Source organism: Kribbella sp. NPDC003557, from assembly GCF_040610805.1.
In the GTDB taxonomy this organism is placed as follows: Bacteria; Actinomycetota; Actinomycetes; order Propionibacteriales; family Kribbellaceae; genus Kribbella.
In genome coordinates this window covers 369,555-389,690 of record NZ_JBEXMY010000004.1, presented here as the reverse complement: position 1 = coordinate 389,690, position 20,136 = coordinate 369,555, and the positions used below count along the sequence as shown (strand labels likewise).

Here is a 20,136-nt window from a genome sequence, read left to right as displayed (position 1 = left end):
GTCTCCTTGTCGGGGCGGGTGGAGCCTCCCGGCACCTTAGTCTGAACGTTTAACTGACGGAAGATGAACCGTGCTGTTCAGTTGAGGTGAGTTTCAAACTATTGTGAGCGGACGCTGGTGGCCGGCTCACGGAGGTGCGGTGGATCGCGTCTGGTACGTCGCCTACGGCTCCAACCTCGCCCTCGCACGATTCCGCTGCTACTTGTCCGGCGGGCGGCCACACGGTGGCGCCCGGGTGTACCCCGGCTGCCGTGATCGCTCCGATCCCGTCCGGGCCGAGGGCGTGCTGGTGCCCGGCGGGCTGGTCTTCGCCGGCGCGTCCAAGGTGTGGGGCGGCGGATCGGCCTTCTACGACCTGTCCGCGCCCGGCCAGGTCGCTGCCCGTGCGTACCTGTTGACACCCGACCAGGTCGGCGACGTCGCCGCGCAGGAGATGCGCCGCGAACCCGGCGGGCAGTTCGCCCGCGACCTCGCGGCGCTGCTGCCCGACGTCGCCGCGCTCCACACGATGGGCCCGGGCCGGTACGAGACCGTGGTCCGGCTGGGGGAGCGCGACGGCGTACCGATGTTCACCGTCACCCACGACGGAGCCGCCGGCCTCGAACCGGTCGCACCCACCGCGCCGTACCTGCGCTGGATCGCGACCGGCCTGATCGAGGCGCACGGCTGGGAGCTCGCCCGGGTGGTCGACTACCTGCAGGCGGCGCCGGGCGTCCGGTTGGCATGGACGCCCGGCGCGCTGCGGTCAGCGCTTGACGGCGACGCAGGTCGCGGTGGCTGACTTGGTCGGGTCGCTCTCGGACGTGGCGGTCAGGGTGATCTTGGCGAGCGGGCCGGCAGCGGCCTTGGTGTGGACGGGGACGGTCACCTGCTGGCCCGCGTTCGCGGTGGCGAGTGCGTTCGGCAGGGAGATCGGCCAGCCGTCGGACTTGGCGGACAGGCGGTAGACGTCGCCCTTCACGTACTGCGTGATGTCCTCGGGGCCGGCCGTCGTCCCGGCCCTGCCGGTGTTGGTGAGGCTGAAGTTGCAGGTCTGGACGCCGTTGCGGTCCGGCTTCGCGACGGTCGGCAGCAGCCGGACGCCGCGCTTCTGGACGCCGGCGCCGTCGAGGGAGCGGACCGCGACCGTGTAGGACAGTTCGCCCTTCGCGTTGCGGTGCACGTTGGTGATGTAGAAGTGCAGGCGGTTCGCGGTGTCGGTGTACTCGTACTCGCTGCCGGAGTTCGTGCCGGCGTGGAAGAGCGCGTCGGACAGCTGCCGGTAGTCGCCGATCGTGATCGGGACCTTCGTGCCGTCGGGCAGCACATAGTCGGTCATGTCGATGTTCTGCGGGTTCGCGTCGATCACCCACTCGAAGGGCGCACGGTCCTGGTTCTTGGTCTTCGCCAGCAGCACACCGGCATCGGGCGTGAACGAGTCGGTGCCCATCCGGTCGACGACCTCGACGGTGTAGTTCTGGTAGCCGCGGCCGTCGCACATCGGGTCGGTGGCGGTGCTGCACGGTGCGTCCAGATCACCGGCGCCGCCGAGCTCGATGTTGATCCCGGACAGGTCGTTGACGCCCGGGTTCACGCTGCGGGCCGTCACGTTCGCGATCACCACCCCCGACGACGCGAGCGCCTCGCGGGACAGCCGCAGCACGTTCTGCTCGTCGACCATCTGCAGCTTGATCTTGTTGCGCAGCATGTGTTGCGCGCCCATCGACGCGCCGCCGGTCGCCGGGATCATCCAGCGGCTGTGCGGGCCGCCCGGGCCGTTGAAGCTGCCCCGGCTGAGCATCTCCCAGATGCCGGTGTACGCGCGCCGGGGCGGCACGCCGTACGGGTTGTTGTAGTTGTCGCCGATGCCGAGGATGTGGCTGAACTCGTGCGCGAACACCGCCATCCCGGAGCTCTCCGCCTGCGTCGACGAGCCGCCGCCGGCGTTCGGCCAGATCGACGCGCCGGCCGCCCACGACGTCCAGTCGACGTACCGGGTGTCGGACCAGTTCGGCAGCGCCGGGTCCGGCGGGCCGAAGTCGTCGGTGACGTCCTCCTTGGTCGGGAACTTCATCATCCCGAACTCCTGCCAGGTGGACGACTCGTCCTGCCCGGCGCTGAGGAAGAACACGAAGTCGTAGCCGGCCGGTACGTCGGGGCCCTGGTCGGCGACCCAGGCGGCGCGCCCGTCGGTGCGGATGTCGCGGTCGCAGGTGTCGCCCGCGGGGCAGGCCGTCGGGCCCTGGAACTCCATCGCGTACTCGTGCGACTTGCCCGGCATCCGGTACGGGCCGAACGCGGTGAGGTCCACGCCGTACCGGCCGCCGGAGTCCTCCATCCAGTACTCGTGCAGCGTGTGGCCGTGGTTCAGCGGCTCGGGCTTGTTGAGGAAGTCGTGGTAGAAGCTCGCGACCTGGTCGCGCGGCACGCCGTTCGCGGCGGCGCTCGGGTTGCCGAACACGGTCGAGCCCTTGGGCTGGGTGACCACGAAGTCCTGGTTCGGGTAGTCGAGCAGCACGAGCGCGCCCTTGAAGGTGCGCTGGGATCCCTTCACCTTCGGGTCGGCCCAGTTGGTCCCCGGCGGCTTGACGTAGTCGTCCCACGTCATGTGGTCCGGGTTCTCCCAGTTCTGCGGGTCGATCGGCCCCGGCAGCCCCGAGGCCAAGGTCTTCGCGACCCGCGCGTCGGCCCCCGACTCCTGCCAGGGCTGCTTCTGCGGCCAGTGCGGATACTGCCAGGCGTTCACCGGATCCGGCGGCGCACCCGGCGCGGCGAGCGCCATCGAGGGCACCGAAACGGCAGCCAGTACGGCGATCAACTGCACAACACGACGAAACTTCCGTTGCTCAGACACGGGCGGGCATCCGATCAATGAGGCGGGACAACGGGCAGACATGAGCATGCCCTTTCGACACCCATGTCACAAGACGTCCCGGCGCGTACGCGGGTTCGCCGCTCAGGCAGCCGCGAATGCACCCAGGTAGGCGAGATGGTGGGAGGTCGCGAAGGCGACCGGAGCGCTGGTGTCGCCGAGACCGCGCCCTCGACCGTCGGCAGCTTCGGCGAGTCGATCATCGCCCCACGAGTAGTCCGCTCCGGAGAAGCTTCCGGAGTTCACCAACTCGCTCGACACCAAGCGGACGGTCGCTGCCCGCGCATTCTCGGCGTCGGTGTCGAGCATTCGCTCCCGGAGGTAGAGCCAGTGATCCGAGCAGGTGTACTTGAGATTGATGTGCTTGCTGGGCCATGGCTCGGACGGAGCCGGATGCACCGCGCCGTAGTCACCGAACCTGATCCGGTCCGATGCCGACGCCTTGATCGTGCGCCAGAGGATCTCCTCGAAGCGCGGCTGCTCCCAATGATGGATCTGCTCGAGTTGCTTGGGGACAGACCCGCTGAGGACGGTGATCGATCGGTACTGGTCGTACATCGGCAGGCTGTCGAGCAGTGCCAGCAGTTCGTCCACCAACTGTTGGTCGAGCCCGGCGACGTAGCCGGCATCGAGGATCAGGTCTGTTCGCGCGGGATCGAACGCCAGTCGCTCGAGCAGGTGTCCGAGCGCCGCGGGCGTTGTGCCAGGTACGTCGGCACGCACCGCGCAGCCATAGCCGATCTCGCCGGACAACTGGCCGACCCGGGTCAGTAGCGTCTGGTCCGCACCGGTGTTGACCACCGGGATGAACGGCACCAAGTCGTCCTCTAGAAGCAGGACCGCGTCCGGCTCGAGCCGATGGCTCAGACGCTCGAGAACGGTTGCGGCTCCAGGGCCCGGACCCACAGCCAGGTTTGTCGCATCGATCATCGCGACCCGACCGAGCGTCCACAGCCCGCGTACTGCGCTTTCTACACGGTCGAGCAGACGCTCTGCGCCATCCTCCGGTACCTGGTCGAGCATCAGCAGCGGCTGGACCGATTGGTCGGCACGGAGCGACTTGAGCGCCATGAACTCTCCCTTCTTGGCGCGCAAGGCGACGAGCGTCAGGAAGTCTGCATGTGGCTCCATGGCGCGGCCTCCGTCACCCTGTGTGATCGTCCGTTCTAAGAGCGTAAGCGTTGCTTGTCGATCGCGCAGGCGACACGTCATGCGAAGACTGTATACAGTATGGTGGCGTCTTCTGATTCTGGATGGAGGTACCCATGTACTCGGTCACCGATCCGGCGCGCGGGGTGTTGGTGGAGGAAGTGGCGAACTCGACGGAGGAGGAGGTGCGGGCGGCAATCGGCCGGGTGCATGCGGCGTACCCGGACTGGCGGGGGCGGGGTGTGGGGGAGCGGGCCGCGGTCGTCGCGGGGGCGGCGGAGTTGTTCGCGGAGCGGGCGGACGAGCTGGCCGCGATCATGACGCTGGAGATGGGCAAGCGGGTCAGCGAGGGGCTGGGCGAGGTCGGGATCGTCGCCGACATCTTCCGGTATTACGCCGAGCACGGGCCGGCGCTGCTCGCCGACGAGCCGATCGACATCAAGGGCGGCCGGGCCGTCATCACCAAGGGCCCGATCGGCGCGCTGCTCGGGATCATGCCGTGGAACTTCCCGTGCTACCAGGTCGCCCGGTTCGTCGCGCCGAACCTGGTGCTCGGCAACACGATCCTGCTCAAGCACGCCTCGATCTGCCCGCGGTCGGCGCGCGCGATCGAGGAGATCCTGCACGCGGCCGGCGTCCCGGCCGACGTCTACGTGAACACCTTCGCCTCGAGCCGGCAGATCCCGGCGATCCTCGCCGACCCGCGGATCGCCGGCGTCTCGCTGACCGGCAGCGAGCAGGCCGGCATCTCGGTCGCCGCCGAGGCCGGGAAGAACCTGAAGAGGACGGTGCTCGAGCTCGGCGGCTCCGACCCGCTGATCGTCCTCGACACCGGCGACCTGGACGAGACCGTCAACGCCACCGCGACCGCGCGGATGCGGAACTGCGGCCAGTCCTGCAACGCACCGAAGCGGATGATCGTGCTGGCCGACATCTACGACGAGTACGTCGACCGGCTGACCAAGCGCGTGACGGAGTACTACGTGCCCGGCGACCCGGCCGATCCCGCGACGAAGCTCCCGCCGCTGGCCTCGGCCGCCGCCGCGGACGAGGTCGCCGCACAGGTCGCGAAGGCGGTCGAGCAGGGCGCCACGCTGCGCGCCGGCGGTCACCGGATCACTCCTGGCGCCTACCTCGAGGCCACCGTGCTCACCGACGTCACGCCGGACATGGACGCGTACTACGAGGAGATCTTCGGCCCGGTCGTGATCGTCTTCCGAGCAACCGACGAGGACCACGCGGTAGAGCTCGCCAACGACACGCCCTTCGGCCTCGGCGCCTCGGTGTGGGGGACCGACCCCGAGCGCAACCGTCGTGTCGCCGACCGGATCGACGCCGGCATGGTCTACCTCAACCGGGCCGGCGGCTCCCAGGCGGACCTGCCGTTCGGCGGCATCAAACGCTCGGGCCTCGGCCGCGAACTCGGCCCGGCCGGCATCGAGGAGTTCATGAACAAGAAGTCCATCCGGCTCGGCTGACGGACGGCGCGCCCTCCTCTCGTGCCGGTCCGTGAACGGGCGCATACTGACGGCACCAGGGAGCTCGTCGCGAGGGGACCGCGGATGACCGTGCCCGGCGGTTACGCCATCAAGACCTATCGGTACCTGCGAATGGCGATGGTGGCGATGATCGCCCTGCTCGCCGTGTCACTGGTGATCGAGTGGTCGAAGACCGACCCGCACTGCCTGCAGACCTCGATCAGCGCGTACTACTACACGCCGGTGCGGGCGATCTTCGTCGGCTCGCTGATCACGATCGGCGTCTGCATGGTGGTGCTGAAGGGCAACACCGAGCCGGAGGACATCCTGCTCAACGTGGCCGGCATCCTCGCCCCGGGGGTCGCGCTGGTGCCGACGCCGGGGCAGGGCCGGTGCCACTCGGTGCCGGTGGTGCTCGGCGACGCGGCGGCGAACGTCACGAACAACATGCTCGCGGTGTTCGTGGTCGGCGTACCGTGCCTGCTGCTGGCCGCCGTCTTCATCGTCCGGGACCGGATCCGGCAGCCCGCCGGGTGGACGCCGATGTACGTGCTCGGTCTCGTGGTCGCGGCGCTGATCTTCGGCGGCGGGCTGGCCTGGTTCCTGGTCGACCGGGCCGGGTTCATCGCCAACGCGCACTACGCGGCCGCGATCGTGATGTTCGGGTGCATCGTCGCGGTCGTCCTGCTGAACGCCGAGCAGTTCCGGCGCAAGCAGCGCACGCATGCGGTCCGGCACTCACCGGCCAACCGGTACTCGGTGATCGCCGCGGCGATGGTCGTCGTCCCGCTGCTGATGTTCGGCTGGAAGAAGGCCTTCGGCTGGGAGCATGCCGTGCTGTGGATCGAGGGCACGCTGATCGTGCTGTTCGCCGCCTTCTGGATCAGCCAGACGCAGGAGCTGTGGAACGAGGGTCTGCGTCAGGAGTTGCCGCGGTCGCAGGCCACGCCGTCGCCGTTGCGGTCGAGCGCCGCCGAGTAGCCGGGGTCCCCGCGATGCAGCGGCGCCGCGCCGGCTGCGCGCGCCTCGGCGCAGCTCTTGTACACAACCGCCGACGTGGTGACCGGGGCCGTGGTCGGCGTCGGCTCCGTCCGCGAGCTCGTCGGTGACGGCTCGGCCGGCTCGGTCGGAACAGGCGTCGCGCTCGGCGTCCGGCTCTCCGACGGCTCCGCTGACGGCGTCGTCGTCGGCACCGAGGTCGGCTCGGTCGGGTGCGGAGTCGTCGGCTCGGTGGTCGCGGTCGGACCGGTGGTCGTCGGCTCCGTGACCGGCGTGCTCGCCGGCGCCGACGTGGGCTCCGAGGTCCGTACCGGCGCCGTGCTCGCGGACTCGTCGCCGCCGTCGAACGGGTTGAGCAGCACCAGCGTGATCAGCGCGAGCGGCACGGTCGCGATCGTGGCGACCTTGGTCCTGCTCGGTGCGCCGTACCTGCCGATCGGACCGCGAACCCGTTTGCCGGACGCGTCGACCCAGAAGGCCCATCCTGCCGGTGCGGGCGGCCACGATTCGGGCGGCTCCCAGCGTTTCGGTGGTCGCCAGCGTGCGGTCGGCGGGTCGGGCCAACCGGGCGGTGCGTTGAACTGCCTCACTCTTCCTCCCCCAGTACCCGCAGAAGACTAGCGACTGACGGGTCACGGGGAGACAGCAGGGCCGGAAATCCCTGGAAATTAAGCGCTTGTCCGCCGGCGGGCGCCCGGACCCGGTCGCGGTACGGCGTCGCGCGGTGACACCACGCGATGGCCCGACGCGCACCGGATCTCGGTGTGGACCGGGGCGCCGCAGTCGCGGTGCTCGATGCTGAGCGGCGAGCCCTCGGGACCGGCCAGGTACTTGTCGCCCCAGTCGCGGATCGCGATCAGCACCGGGTACAGGTCGAGCCCCTGCTCGGTGAGCCGGTACTCGTACCGCTGCCGCGCGCCAGGTTCGCGGTACGGCGTGCGCCGCAGGATGCCGTGCTCGACGAGGGTGGCGAGCCGGTTGGACAGCACCTGCCGGGGAATGTCGGTGCGGACCCGGAGGTCGTCGAACCGGCGGATGCCGTTGAACACCTCGCGCAGCACGACCACGGTCCAGCGTTCGCCGATGATCTCCATGGCGCGGCCGATCGGGCAGTTCGCCACCGACCAGTCGAGCGCGTTGTACGTCGTACCACTCATGCCGTCATGGTAGTGAGGTCTAGGTCTCGTTGACAGACCCAGCTGGGCGGTGTGACGCTCGGTCCATGACGGAGACTCAGCAGGCGACCCGGAGCCGGACGTTCGCGTGGTCGGACCCGGCGGAGACCGCGGCCCGGGTCGGCCGCTCGTCGGGGCTGGAGATGCTGCGGGCGATGCGCGACGGCGAGCTTCCGGCGCCGCCGATCCTGCACCTCGTCGGCGGGTCCGGCATCGAGGTCGAGGAGGGCAAGGTCACGGTGCTGATGCCGGTGGCCGAGTTCCACTACAACCCGCTCGGCTCGGTGCACGGCGGTGTCATCGCCACCCTGCTCGACACCGCCGCCGGCTGCACCGTGCACTCGACGCTGCCGGCCGGCGTCGGCTACACGTCGCTCGACCTGATGACCCGCTTCGTCCGGCCGGTCACGATCGGCTCAGGCGTGCTCCGCTGCGAGGGCGGGATCATCAGCCGCGGTCGTCGTACGGCGGTCGCCGAGGCGCACCTGTACGACGAACGCGGCAAGCTCCTCGCCCACGCGACGTCGAACTGCCTGATCTTCGACCTGCCTCAGGCCTGACGGCCCTGGTCGGCGAGCAGCTTCTCGCTCGCCACCAGGCGGACGCAGGTCGCGAGGCCGGCGATCGCCGCCTCGACCTCGGGCAGCTCCGGGTAGGTCGGGGCGATCCGGATGGTGCGGTCGGCCGGGTCGTCGCCGTACGGGTGCGTGGCGCCCGCGGGCGTGATCGCGATCCCGGCGGCCTTGGCCTTCGCGACCACCTCACGCGCGCAGCCCTCGGGGACCTGCAGGCTGACGAAGTAGCCGCCGGCCGGAGCGGTCCAGGAGGCCAGGTCGGTGCCGCCGAGCTCGGCGGTGAGGATCTTGTCGACCACGTCGAACTTCGGCCGGATCAGCGCCGCCAGGGTCCGCATGTGCTCGTGCAGGCCGTCGGCGTCGCGGAGGAACTGCACGTGCCGCAGCTGGTTGATCTTGTCCGGCCCGATGCTGCGCTTGACCGTGTGGCTCAGCCACCACTCGATGTTGGCCGGCGAGGACCCGAAGAACGCGACGCCGGCGCCGGCGAAGGTGATCTTCGAGCTCGAGCCGAACACGAACGGCCGGTCCGGGTGCCCGTTCTGGGCGCTCAGGGCGAGGATGTCGGCGAGCTGCGCGGGGGAGTCGGTCAGGTGGTGCACGGCGTACGCGTTGTCCCAGAAGATCCGGAAGTCCGGCGCCGCGGTCTCCATCGCGGCCAGCCGCCGGACGGTCTCGTCGGAGTACACGGTGCCGTCCGGGTTGCTGTACTTCGGCACGCACCAGATGCCCTTGATCGCGGCGTCCTCGGCGACCAGGCGCTCGACCACGTCCATGTCCGGGCCCTCGGGCGTCATCGGCACCGGGACCATCGTGATGCCGAAACGCTCACAGATCCCGAAGTGCCGGTCGTACCCGGGGACCGGGCAGAGGAACGTCAGGCCCTCGACGTCGGCCCACCGCCGCTCGGCGCCCGGCACCTTGCCGAGCAGCGCGAACACGACCGCGTCGTGCATCAGCTCGAGGCTGGAGTTCCCGGCCGCGAGCAGCTGCTCGACCGGCACCTGCAGGTCCGCGGCGAAGATCGCCCGCACCTCCGGCAGGCCGTTCAGCCCGCCGTAGTTCCGCAGGTCCGTGCCGTCCGCTCCTACCGGGTCACCGCTCAGCCCGAGCACCCCGTTGGCCGCGTCGAGCTGCTTCGGCGACGGCTTCCCCCGCGTCAGATCCAGCTTGAGCCCCTTGGCCACCAGCGCCTCGTAATCGCGACGGGCACGCTCGACCTGACCTACCAGCTCATCCACACTCACGGGGGGTCCTTTCACAAGTACTAGGTGTTGGACCCCAGCCTAGTCAGCGGCGATTGCACTTCGGGTAGCGCGGGTCCCATGGCGGACAGGTGGGGAAGCCGGGTGGTGGCTTGATCGTTGGTGGGGTGCCGGGTGGGACCGGTGGGGTGACCGGTGGTGTCGGGGGCTGAGCCTTGCTGCCGTTGGAGATGTACAGGACGACCGTCGCGCCGTCAGGTGCGCCGTCCTCCTGACGCGGGTTGGTCCAGGCGACGGTCCCGTTCGGGGCGTCCGAGTCGACGCGGGGGCCGCGGTCCATCTGTGGCTTGAAGCCCATCGAGATCAACTTCGCGGCGGCGTCGGCCGGCGTCATGCCCTTCAGGTACGGCAGGTCCTTGACCTTGCCGCGGATGATGATGTCGTCGGGCCTCACGAACTTGGTTGTCGGGAGACCCTGCAGCGCGGCCTGCATCGCGGCTTCCCAGATCGGTCCGGCGGTGCCGGAACCCGAGGCGTCCTTGAGCTTCTTGCCGTTGAAGACCTGGCCGATCAGGTTCTTCGCCGGCGGGTCGGCGTCGGCGACCACGGACGCGGCCGCGAGCTTCGACGAGTACCCGGCGAACCAGACCGCCATGTTCTCGTCGATCGTGCCGGTCTTGCCGGCCAGGTCGCTCTTGCCGAACTTCAGCTTGGCGCCGGTGCCGCCCTTGGCCATCACCTGCTGCAGGACGTAGTTGACGCCGTCCGCGACGCCCGGCGACAGCACCCGGTGGCAGTTCGGGCCGGGTGTCGGGATCGCCTTACCGGTCTTCAGCGAGGCGATCGCCGTGATGATCTGCGGGGTGCAGTACATCCCGCGGGCGGCGAACGTCGCGTACGCGTTGGACAGCATCAGCGGCGTGATCAGACCCACGGAGCCGAGCGTGAACGAGACAACCTGATCCAGCGGCTTCAGCGTCTGCCCGTCGTACATGCCGAGCTTCGACGCGATCGTCGCGATCGGGCAGATACCGATCTGCTGCGAGAGCTGCAGGAAGTAGGTGTTGGTCGAGGCGCGGGCCGCGTCGACCATCGAGGGGTCGAGCACGGTCTTGGTGGAGTTCTTCGGGATGTACGAGTCGTCCGCGACGGGGCCGTTGCACGTGCTGAAGTTCTGTCCGCTGAGGTCGATCGTCTGCGGTGAACGGATCCGGTACGTCGTCGGCACGCCCTTCGCGATCGCGGCGGCGATCGTGAACGCCTTCATCGTCGAACCGTTCTGGAAGCCGCCGAAACCGCCCGCGTAGGTCTTCTCGACGTTGTAGTTGTACGCCGTCTGGCCCTTCTTCGCGCCGTACAGACGGCTCTGCGCCATCGCCTTCACCAGGCCGGTGCCCGGCTCGACCATCGTGATCGCGGCGATCGCCTGGTCGCCGGCCTTCGAATGCTGCGTGATCGCGGTCTGGGCGGCGGTCTGCATCTTCCGGTCGAGCGAGGTCTTGATCACCAGGCCCGCGGTCTCGATGTAGTTCTCCCGCTCCTCCGGGTTCTTGCCGAACGCGTTGTTGGCCTTCAGCTTCGACACGACGTACTCGCAGAAGAACGGGTACGTCGAGTTCGCGCAGCCGCTGGGGATCACGCGGACCTTGGCCAGGTCGATCACCGGCGTCTTGAGCGCGTCCTGGGCCTGCTTGGCGGTGATGATGTTCAGTTCCTGCATCCGGCGCAGGACGACGTCGCGGCGGGCCTTGGCGCGCTTCGGGTTGTCGATCGGGTCGTAGCCGGTGGGGTTCTTCACCAAGCCGGCCAGCATCGCGGCCTGCGGCAGCGTCAGCTTGGCGGCGTGCACGCCGTAGTAGTGCATGGCCGCGGCCTCGATGCCGTACGACCGGTCGCCGAAGAAGGCCAGGTTCAGGTAGCGGTTCAGGATCTCGCGCTTGCTGACCTCCTTCTCGACCGCGATCGCATAGCGCAGCTCGGCGACCTTCCGCTCGTAGGTCTCGGCGGTGGCCTGCTTGACCTCTTCCGGCGTCCGGGCCTTGTTGATCAGGCTCAGCTTCACGTACTGCTGGGTGATGCTCGAGCCGCCCTGCTGGACCCCGCCGGAGGACTGGTTGCGCAGCAGCGCGCGCAGGGTGCCCTTGAAGTCGAGCGCGCCGTGCTCGTAGAAGCGGTCGTCCTCGATCGCGACGATCGCCTGCAGCATCACCGGGCTGATCTGCTTCAGCGTCACCGGCGTCCGGTTCTGCTGGTACAGCGTGGCGATGACCTTGCCCTCGCTGTCCTGGATGATCGACTTCTGCGCCAGCGGTGCCGTCTGCAGGTCCTGGGGCAGGTACTGCACGCTGTCGTGCGCCGCGGACGTGGTCACACCGGCCAGGCCGGCGAACGGAAGGGCCAGCCCGGCGGTCAGCGCACCGGCGAGGGCGCTGACCGCGAGGAACACGAACACGGACCACACGACATTGGGCCGCCTGGCCCGCCGCTCGCCTCTGTGCATGGTTGGGCAGAGTACGTGAGCCGAGTGCCTTCCGGCAGTCTCCTGGTTACGGAATTTACACATTAACCTCACGATCTCACCGTTGGTGAACGCTCGGTCACTCAGGGCTGGATCAGGACCTTCAGTGCGCTGCGTTCGTCCATGGCGCGGTAACCGGCCGGGATACCGTCGAAGCCGACGGTCCGGTCGAAGACTTTGCCGGGCGCAACGGTTCCGTCGAGGACGCCGGGGAGCAGCCGCTCGATGTAGGCGCGGGCCGGAGCGGGGCCGCCGGTGAGCGTGAGGTTGGGCAGGAAGAGCGTGCCGAAGCCGATCGGCGCCTCGTCGTACTGCGGTACGCCGACGCGGCTGATCACCCCGCCCGCACGGACCACGCCGAGCGCCTGCTCGTACGCCGGCAGATGCCCGACCGCCTCGAGCACGACGTGCGTACCGTCGCCGCCAGTCAGTTCGCGGACCTTCGCGATGCCCTCCGCGCCGCGCTCGGGCACCACGTCGGTCGCGCCGAACTCGACGCCGAGATCGGTGCGGTCCTGGTGCCGGCCCATCAGGACGATCCGCTCGGCGCCGAACTGCTTCGCCGCGAGGACGGCGAGCAGCCCGACCGCACCGTCGCCGATCACGGTGACCGTCGTGCGCGGCGAGACACCGCCCTTGAGCGCCGCGTGGTACCCGGTGCCGTACACGTCGGACAGCGTCAGCAGTGACGGAAGCAGCGCCGGGTCCTCGCCGCCGGGCACCTTGACCAGCGTGCCGTCCGCCAGCGGTACCCGGACCGCTTCGGCCTGACCGCCGGCGACGCCGTTCGCGTTCCAGAAGCCGCCGTGGCGGCAGGAGGTCTGCAGGCCCTCCCGGCAGAAGTCGCAGGTGCCGTCCGACCACGCGAACGGTGCGATCACGAAGTCGCCCTGCCGCAGCGTGACCACATCCCGCCCGACGTCCTCGACCACTCCGACGAACTCGTGGCCCATGGTCTTGCCGCCCGGCGTCGCGGGCAGGTTGTGGAACGGATGCAGGTCACTGCCGCAGATGCAGGATCTGACGACCCGCACCACGGCGTCTGTTGGTTGCTGGATCACCGGATCCGGCACGTCGAGGACACGTACATCTCCGGCGCCGTACAGATAAGTCGCTCGCATGGCTCCAGTGAAGGGCGCCGTCCGCCGGCGTGGCAGTGCCTGTCGTTCCAGGTAACGCCAGTGCCTCCCTCGGGTGCCGCCCGGTCCGTAGGCTGGACGGCATGGACCACCGAGCGGAGATCAAGGAGTTCCTCAGCTCCCGCCGCGCCCGGATCAGCCCCGCGCAGGCAGGCCTGCCGGCGTACGGCGGCAACCGCCGGGTGAAGGGGCTGCGCCGCGAAGAGGTCGCCCTGCTCGCCGGTGTCTCGGTGGACTACTACGTCCGGATGGAGCGCGGGAACCTGTCCGGCGCGTCCGAGAGCGTCCTGGAGGCGCTCGCGCGGGCGCTGCAGCTGGACGAGGCCGAGCGCGATCACCTGTTCACGCTGGCCCGCGACGCGGACGCGACACCCGTACGTCGGCGCGCCGCGGCCAAAGGGCTCCGACCGGCCCTGCAGCAGGTCCTCGACGCGATCGCCGACGCACCGGCATGGATCCGTAACGGCCGCCTGGACATCCTCGCGGCGAACCGGATGTCGCGGGCCCTGTACGCGTCGATGTTCGCCGACCCGCACCGGCCGCCGAACACCGCCCGGTTCACGTTCCTCGACCCGGCCTCGCAGGAGTTCTTCGTGGACTGGGACCGGGCCGCCGACGACATCGCCGCGGTCCTGCGGCTGCAGGCCGGCAAGAACCCGCACGACAAGGCGCTCAGCGAGCTGATCGGTGAACTGTCGACCCGCAGCGAGACGTTCCGGACGCGCTGGGCGGACCACAACGTCCGCTTCCACCGCTCCGGCCGCAAGCGGCTGCACCACCCGGTGGTCGGCGACCTCGAGGTCGACTTCGAGGCGATGGAGTTCCCGTCCGACCCCGGGCTCGCGATGGTCGTCTACACCGCGCCGGCCGGCTCGCCGACCGCGGACGCGTTCGCGCTGCTGGCCAGCTGGGCGGCCACCCAGGAAACCGTTGCTCACGACAAGGAATAGCTGCTGTGGAGATCCTTCCCAAGCCGCCGACCGCCAAAGGCCCGGCGGAGTGGTTCACCGGTGACGTCTGGTTCGACGTGATCATCCGGGGCGAGGCCCCGTCACGCGTCCGGGTGAACACCGTCCGCTTCGCTCCCGGCGCCCGCACCGCCTGGCACCGGCACGCGAACGGCCAGACCCTGCACGTCACCGACGGCGTCGGCCTGATCCAGTCCCGCGGCGGCGCCGTCACCGTGATCCGCCCCGGCGACGTGATCTACACGCCGCCGGGGGAGTGGCACTGGCACGGTGGCTGCCCGGACAACTTCATGGTCCACACCGCGATCTGGGAAGGCGCCGACGGCGACCAGCCCGAGACCGAGTGGGGCGAACACGTCACGGACGCGGAGTACGTGGTCCCCGGGTGAGCACCTCCGGAAGGTTGCCGAGGACGACCAGTCGTTTGGTCGCGCGGGTGATCGCGACGTAGAGGTCGGACAGGCCGCGGTCGGACCCGGCGACGATGCCGGCCGGGTCGGCGATCAGCACGGCGTCGAACTCCAGCCCCTTGGACTGCGGTACGTCGAGCAGTGCGACCGTGCCGTCGAGGACCGACGGGTCGTGGCCGTGGGCAACCTCCGGCAGGGCGGCGGCGAACTCGCCGTACCGGCCCGCCGGGACGATGACCGCCAGCCGGCCGTCGTCGATCTCGCCCCGCTCGAACTTGATCGCGGTGCGGACCGAATCGGCGAGGGCCGCGGCCGGGACCGGGTCGATGATGGGCTCGGTACCGGTCTCGCGGACCGACGTCGGCGGGGTCAGGGCCGGGTCGATCGCCGCGAGGACGTCGGCGGCGACGGTCATGATCTCGGACGGCGTGCGGTAGTTGACGGTGAGCTCGGCGGTGCGCCAGCGGCGTGGCGCGTAGTGGTCGAGGAGCTCGGCCCAGGACCGGACGCCGGCCGCGGAACCTGTCTGCGCGATGTCGCCGACGATCGTCATCGACCGTCGCGGGCACCGGCGCATCAGCATCCGCCAGTCCATCGCGGACAGCTCCTGGGCCTCGTCGACGATCACATGCCCGAACACCCACCTCCGGTCGTACACCACGCTGCCGGCGCGGTCCGCCGGGTTGTCGAACACCCGCGTGCGCTGGGCGACCAGGTCCTTGAACTGCTCGATCTCCCAGGGCTCGATCGTGATCCGCTCGGCGGTCAGCTCGATGTCGACGATGCCGTGCGCGTACTCCCGGCTCGCCTCCGCCGCCGCGGACTCCTCGGCCGCGCGGCGTTGGCGTCCGACCACGACGTCCGCGGTCTCGCCGAGCAGCTCGGCCGCCTCGTCGAGCAGCGCGACGTCCGACGGAGCCCAGTCCGCGCCGAGGGGTCGCAGTACGGCGGAACGCTCCGCCGCGGTGAGGTGCGGCGCCGCGGCGGCCAGTCGATCGTCGGAGGAGAACAGGACCGACACGAGGAGCTGAGGAGTGAGCTCGGGCCACAGGCGGTCGAGGAGGTGCAGCACACGCTCGTCCTCGAACAGCTCCCGCTGGATGTCCTCGATGTCCGCCTCCCCGACGTACTGCCGGCCGATGCGGTCGACGACCTGGCTGGTCAGGGTCTTGAGGATGCGCCGGACGAACAGTGGCCGGGCCCGGTTGTGCAGCGGTTGCGCCGCGAGCGCGCCCTGCTGCGCCTTGCGGATCGCGGCCGGCCGGAGCACCAGCTCGTCCTGGTCGACCTTCAGCCGGACCGGCTCGGCAGGCACCACCCGGAAGCCGGCGATCGCCTGCGCGATCACGTCCACCATCGCCGGGTTGCCCTTGATCCGCGCCGCGTCGGCCGGCTCCGGCGCGGTGCCTGCGACGCCCGGGAACATCTCGCTGATCGTCGCGAGCACGACGTCGTTCTCGCCGAGCGAGGGCAGCACCTCGTCGATGTAGCGCAGGAACGTGCTGTTCGGCCCGACGACCAGCACACCGCTGCGCCCGAGCTGCTCGCGATGCGTGTAGAGCAGGTACGCCGCCCGGTGCAGGGCGACGACCGTCTTGCCGGTGCCCGGACCGCCCTGCACCACGAGCACCCCGGGCAGTCCGGAGCGGATGATCTCGTCCTGCTCGGACTGGATCGTCGCGACGATCTCGTTCATCCGCCCGGTCCGGCTCGCGCCGAGCGAGGACAGCAGTGCCGCCTCGCCGATCAGCGTGCTGCGTTCGCCGTCCGCCAGCGCCCCGGCGTCCAGGAGGTCGTCGTCGACCCCGACCACGGTCCGGCCGTGCAGACGGATGTGCCGCCGGCGCTTGACGCCGAGGGGCTCGGCGGCGGTGGCCCGGTAGAACACCTGCGCGACCGGCGTCCGCCAGTCGATCAGCAGCGGGTTGTAGTCGTCGTCGAACAACCCGATCCGCCCGATGTGGAACCGCTCGCCGGCGGTCTCGTCGATCCGGCCGAAACACAATCCGCGTTCGACCGACGACAATTGTGAGAACCGGCCGGAGAACAGATCCGTGAACGATTCGCGTTCCGACCAGGCCTGCTCCGTCCCGGTGGTTTCCTCGACCTGGACGCGCCCCAGTTCACCGCGGGCCTTTTCGCGCAGCACGTCGAGCCGTTCGTACATCAGCGTCACTTCGCCTTGCTCAGCAGCGATCTCCTGCTCCAGCACCCCTGCCCCCGATCGATTCTTGCTTTGCCCGGAAAGCTCTGATATTCTGAACTCAGAAGCCCGAAGAGGGCTTCTTTTTTGTTTTTCGGCACAAACACTCAACGATATCTATTTCCCGGGCAGCCGGCAACCGGCGGAGCCGAACGGGCGCTTCACAGCCGACTCACAGACAAGCCGAAGGACGCACTCAGCCGGCGCCGCAACACTGACGGGCATGCGGTCTCGTAACGACAGCGCCGTCCGGCTCGGCGCACTGGCAGCCCTGTGGCTGAGTCTGTTGCTCGTCACGTACTGGTGGGTCGCCGGTGGTGGTGTGCAGGAGCTCGGCGGCTGGGCGACCGGCCTCACCTCGGCCGGCCGGATCACCGGTCTTGCCGCGTCGGTGCTACTGCTCGCGCAGGTCGTGCTGATGGCTCGGGTACCGATGCTGGAATCTGCCTTCGGCCAGGACCGCCTGGCGGGCCTGCACCGGATCATCGGCTTCACGTCCTTCAACCTGATGCTGGCGCATGTCGTCACGATCACCTGGGGCTACGCGGCGGGGGAGTTGGGCAGGACCCCTGCGACGCTGTGGGATCTGACGGTCGACTACCCGGGCATGTTGCTCGCGGTCGGCGGCACCGTCTGTCTGTGCCTGAGTGTGCTGACGAGCATCAGGGCGGCCCGCCGCCGGATCCGGTACGAGTCGTGGCATCTCCTGCATCTCTATGCCTACCTCGGAGTCGGGATCGCGCTGCCGCACCAGCTGTGGACCGGGCAGGAGTTCCTGTCGTCGACCGGGCGGACCGTGTTCTGGTGGACGGCCTGGGCGGTCGCCGCCGCGGCCGTGCTCGTCTTCCGGGTCGGCGTACCGATCCACCGCAACGTGCGGCACCGGCTCCGCGTGACTGCCGTCGTACCGGAGGCGGCGGGGGTCGTGTCCGTGTATGTCGCCGGGCGCCGGCTGGACCGTTTGCGGGCCGAGGCGGGGCAGTTCTTCTCGTGGCGGTTCCTCGGGCGACCCGGTTGGACCCGGGCGAACCCGTACTCGTTGTCGGCCGCGCCGGACGGTCGCGGTCTGCGCATCACGGTGCAGGACGCGGGGGACGGCAGCGCGGCCGTCGGCTCGCTGGTGCCGGGGACGCGGGTCCTGATCGAGGGACCGTACGGGCGGATGAGCCCGCGGGCGCGGACCCGGCGCAAGGTCGCGCTGATCGGTGCGGGTGTCGGTGTCACCCCGCTGCGGGCGCTCGCCGAGGGACTCGACTACGCGCCGGGCGACGCGGTGCTGGTGCAGCGGTACACGGACCAGCAGCTGTTCCACGACGAGTTCCAGGCGTTGTGGCGGGACCGGGGCCTGTCGTTGCTGACATTGCCGGGCACGCGGCGGCGGCCGGACTCGTGGTTCGGCGCCGGAGTCCGCGAGGACGACGACGTCCGGGCGCTCCTGCAGTGGATCCCGGACATCGCCGAGCGCGACGTCTACCTGTGCGGGCCCGAGGCGTGGACCGCGCTGGTCAGCTCCAGCCTCACTGCCGCCGGTCTGCCGGCCGAGCGGCTCCATCTCGAGACCTTCAAGTGGTGACCGCCGTGAAACGAATCGTCCTGTGGCTCCTCGGCACCGTCTCGGCGGTGGTCCTGATGTTCGGCTACCACACCTCGACCTCGGGCCCGGAAGCCGCGGTCGCGCCGATCGCCGGCGGCGACGGCACCGACAGCACGCCTGCCGAGCCGTCGACCGGCCCCTCGGCCGCACCGTCGTCCGAGCCGTCCTCCTCGGCGCCGTCGGCCTCGTCGGGGTCGTCGACGGTCACCGGCGACGTGGCGCAGACGCAGTGGGGTCCGGTGCAGGTGCAGCTCACCGTGCAGGCCGGCAAGATCACCGCGGTCAACGTCCTGCAGTACCCGAACGGGAACCACCGCGACGTCGAGATCAACGACTACGCGCTGCCGATCCTGATCGACGAGACCGTCAAGGCGCAGAACGCACAGATCGACATGGTCAGCGGCGCGACGGTCACCAGCGACGGCTACATCCGTTCCCTGCAAAGCGCCCTGGACCAGGCAAAGTGAAGCGGTACGTCGAGCACGTCATGGGCATGCCGATCAGCCTCGCCCTGCGCGGCCGGCACGCCGACGACGAGCTCGCGGCACAGGCATGGGCCGACGCGCTGGACATCCTGCGCACCGCAGACCGGATCTTCAGCACGTATCGCGACGACTCGCACGTCTCCCGCCTCAATCGCGGCGAGCTGGCCGTCGCCGACTGCCCGCCCGAGGTCGCCGAGGTCCTCGAGCTCGGCGAGCAGGCGCGCATCGAGTCCGGCGGCGCGTTCGACGTACGGCGTTCGGGCGGGCTCGATCCGAGCGGGGTGGTGAAGGGGTGGGCCGTCGAACGCGCCGCTGCTCCGTTCAAGCGGCTGGCCGGCACCGACTACTGCCTTTCGGCGGGCGGTGACATGACCTGCCGCGTGGGTCCGCGGTCCGAGGCCTGGCGGATCGGTATCGAGGACCCGTTCGACCCGGACCGAGTGGCGGCGGTCGTCCCGATCCGCAACGGCGCGATCGCCACCTCCGGCCTGCACCGCCGCGGCCACCACATCACCGACGCCCGCTCCGGCGACACCCCGACGGCGCTCGCGTCGGTCACCGTCGTACATCGCTCACTGACCCAGGCCGACATCGACGCCACCACAGCCTTCGCCCTCGGCGCCGAAGGCCCCGCCTGGCTACAAACCCGCCCGAACCGCACCGGCCTCATCATCCACGCCGACGGCACCCGCCAGGTGTTCGGGCAGACTGCCCGGCTCAGCTCCCGTTCCAGATGACCCCGTCGAACGTGGTGTGGGTGTCGATGCTGGTCTCGCCGAGTTTGGAGACCTTGAGCCTGACGACGTTCCCGGCACTGGTCCGCACACAGAGCACGGTCTTCTTCGAGAGCTTCACGTTGTCGCGGCTCCCGAGGGCGTCGACCGCATCCGAGCATTCCTGGTACCCGGGCAGGGCACCGGAAGCTCCCGCCCACTGCGCGATCCGCGTGCTGTTCTGACCGCCGAACTCGTAGTTGAGCACCATGAACACGTCGCCCTTGTCGTCGGAACCATCCGGATCCGGCAACGCGTCCAGGTCTTTGGGCTCGGCGTCGACCAGCAGCACTCCCTTCCACCGCTGGCTCCCGGCGGGCGAGCCGCTGGAGCTCGGCGACTCGCTCTCGCCCGGCGTCGGCGTGGTGGTCGGTGCCGACGCCGTCGGCGATGTGGAAGCCGACGGCGTGGAGACGGCGGCCGGGCCGCCCGCGGTGTCCTTGTCGTCACCGGAGTTGGCGAACACCGGCACCAATGTGGCGATCAGAGCGGTGGCGATCGACGCACCGGCAGCGATCCAGGCACTCCTCTGGTGCCTGTCGAACCAGCTGTTCGCTTCGGGCTTCTCGTCAGCCAAAGTACTCATCACCCCACTGGCCAGGCCGAGCGTCGAG

General features: G+C 69.7%; 18 protein-coding genes. 9 read left to right on the top strand and 9 right to left on the bottom strand.

All coding sequences use genetic code 11. The features are described from left to right. Window positions 1–139: 139 nt before the first annotated feature. Window positions 140–781, top strand: coding sequence for a histone deacetylase (locus tag ABZW60_RS18355; protein ID WP_355478235.1), 642 nt, complete (start codon window positions 140–142; stop codon window positions 779–781). Here the strand turns inward: ABZW60_RS18355 and ABZW60_RS18350 are convergent. Beyond that, window positions 746–2,803, bottom strand: a complete 2,058-nt coding sequence (locus ABZW60_RS18350; protein WP_355478233.1) for a M6 family metalloprotease domain-containing protein — start codon at window positions 2,801–2,803, stop codon at window positions 746–748. The genes ABZW60_RS18355 and ABZW60_RS18350 overlap by 36 nt on opposite strands. Before the next feature lie 132 nt (window positions 2,804–2,935). Further along, window positions 2,936–4,063 carry a hypothetical protein gene (locus ABZW60_RS18345; protein ID WP_355478231.1) on the bottom strand — a complete coding sequence of 376 codons (1,128 nt, stop codon included), beginning with the start codon at window positions 4,061–4,063 and terminating at the stop codon, window positions 2,936–2,938. Between the two features lie 53 nt (window positions 4,064–4,116). On the opposite strand from ABZW60_RS18345, the gene ABZW60_RS18340 reads away from it, so the two are divergent. Both ABZW60_RS18340 and ABZW60_RS18335 read left to right on the top strand, forming a co-directional pair. Continuing rightward, window positions 4,117–5,478, top strand: coding sequence for an NAD-dependent succinate-semialdehyde dehydrogenase (locus ABZW60_RS18340; protein WP_355478229.1), 1,362 nt, complete (start codon window positions 4,117–4,119; stop codon window positions 5,476–5,478). An 84-nt stretch (window positions 5,479–5,562) separates the two neighbouring features. Beyond that, a complete protein-coding gene (locus ABZW60_RS18335; RefSeq protein ID WP_355478227.1) occupies window positions 5,563–6,459 on the top strand; it encodes a hypothetical protein in 897 nt (298 codons plus the stop codon). On the opposite strand, the gene ABZW60_RS18330 is transcribed toward ABZW60_RS18335, so the two are convergent. Further along, a complete protein-coding gene (locus tag ABZW60_RS18330) occupies window positions 6,399–7,067 on the bottom strand; it encodes an excalibur calcium-binding domain-containing protein (RefSeq protein WP_355478225.1) in 669 nt (222 codons plus the stop codon). The two genes, ABZW60_RS18335 and ABZW60_RS18330, sit on opposite strands and share 61 nt — an antisense overlap. A 78-nt stretch (window positions 7,068–7,145) precedes the next feature. Further along, window positions 7,146–7,634: a helix-turn-helix domain-containing protein gene (locus ABZW60_RS18325; protein WP_355478223.1), complete on the bottom strand. Its 489-nt coding sequence runs from the start codon at window positions 7,632–7,634 to the stop codon at window positions 7,146–7,148. 65 nt (window positions 7,635–7,699) lie between these two features. Here ABZW60_RS18325 and ABZW60_RS18320 point away from each other — a divergent pair, with 65 nt between their 5' ends. Beyond that, a complete protein-coding gene (locus tag ABZW60_RS18320) occupies window positions 7,700–8,212 on the top strand; it encodes a PaaI family thioesterase (protein WP_355478222.1) in 513 nt (170 codons plus the stop codon). Here the strand turns inward: ABZW60_RS18320 and ABZW60_RS18315 are convergent. From ABZW60_RS18315 to ABZW60_RS18305, 3 genes are all read right to left on the bottom strand, one after another. Then, window positions 8,203–9,474 (bottom strand): aminotransferase class I/II-fold pyridoxal phosphate-dependent enzyme, encoded by a 1,272-nt coding sequence (locus ABZW60_RS18315; RefSeq protein ID WP_355478220.1) that lies wholly within the window; start codon window positions 9,472–9,474, stop codon window positions 8,203–8,205. The two genes, ABZW60_RS18320 and ABZW60_RS18315, sit on opposite strands and share 10 nt — an antisense overlap. Window positions 9,475–9,517: 43 nt before the next feature. After that, window positions 9,518–11,932 (bottom strand): penicillin-binding protein, encoded by a 2,415-nt coding sequence (locus tag ABZW60_RS18310; protein ID WP_355478218.1) that lies wholly within the window; start codon window positions 11,930–11,932, stop codon window positions 9,518–9,520. A gap of 101 nt (window positions 11,933–12,033) precedes the next feature. Then, entirely contained in the window at window positions 12,034–13,071 is a 1,038-nt protein-coding gene (locus tag ABZW60_RS18305) for an alcohol dehydrogenase catalytic domain-containing protein (RefSeq protein ID WP_355478216.1), read from the bottom strand. 101 nt (window positions 13,072–13,172) lie between these two features. Here ABZW60_RS18305 and ABZW60_RS18300 point away from each other — a divergent pair, with 101 nt between their 5' ends. Together ABZW60_RS18300 and ABZW60_RS18295 are read left to right on the top strand one after the other, a co-directional pair. After that, window positions 13,173–14,039 (top strand): helix-turn-helix transcriptional regulator, encoded by an 867-nt coding sequence (locus tag ABZW60_RS18300; RefSeq protein WP_355478214.1) that lies wholly within the window; start codon window positions 13,173–13,175, stop codon window positions 14,037–14,039. A gap of 5 nt (window positions 14,040–14,044) precedes the next feature. Beyond that, window positions 14,045–14,446, top strand: coding sequence for a cupin domain-containing protein (locus ABZW60_RS18295; protein ID WP_355478212.1), 402 nt, complete (start codon window positions 14,045–14,047; stop codon window positions 14,444–14,446). On the opposite strand, the gene ABZW60_RS18290 is transcribed toward ABZW60_RS18295, so the two are convergent. After that, on the bottom strand, window positions 14,415–16,679 hold the full coding sequence (locus ABZW60_RS18290; protein WP_355478211.1) for an ATP-binding domain-containing protein: 2,265 nt from the start codon (window positions 16,677–16,679) through the stop codon (window positions 14,415–14,417). The two genes, ABZW60_RS18295 and ABZW60_RS18290, sit on opposite strands and share 32 nt — an antisense overlap. Before the next feature lie 214 nt (window positions 16,680–16,893). Between ABZW60_RS18290 and ABZW60_RS18285 the strand changes: the two genes are divergently transcribed. Genes ABZW60_RS18285 through ABZW60_RS18275 form a run of 3 tightly spaced genes read left to right on the top strand, consistent with a single transcriptional unit; the run spans window position 16,894 to window position 19,486 of the window. Further along, window positions 16,894–18,243 (top strand): ferredoxin reductase family protein, encoded by a 1,350-nt coding sequence (locus tag ABZW60_RS18285; protein ID WP_355478209.1) that lies wholly within the window; start codon window positions 16,894–16,896, stop codon window positions 18,241–18,243. Between the two features lie 5 nt (window positions 18,244–18,248). Continuing rightward, window positions 18,249–18,731 (top strand): FMN-binding protein, encoded by a 483-nt coding sequence (locus ABZW60_RS18280; protein WP_355478207.1) that lies wholly within the window; start codon window positions 18,249–18,251, stop codon window positions 18,729–18,731. Beyond that, on the top strand, window positions 18,728–19,486 hold the full coding sequence (locus ABZW60_RS18275) for an FAD:protein FMN transferase (RefSeq protein WP_355478206.1): 759 nt from the start codon (window positions 18,728–18,730) through the stop codon (window positions 19,484–19,486). The genes ABZW60_RS18280 and ABZW60_RS18275 overlap by 4 nt, the downstream gene beginning before the upstream one ends. Here the strand turns inward: ABZW60_RS18275 and ABZW60_RS18270 are convergent. Continuing rightward, the gene (locus ABZW60_RS18270) at window positions 19,467–20,108 is read right to left on the bottom strand and encodes a hypothetical protein (protein WP_355478204.1); all 642 of its coding nucleotides are present in this window, start codon (window positions 20,106–20,108) and stop codon (window positions 19,467–19,469) included. The genes ABZW60_RS18275 and ABZW60_RS18270 overlap by 20 nt on opposite strands. Between the last annotated feature and the right edge of the window lie 28 nt (window positions 20,109–20,136).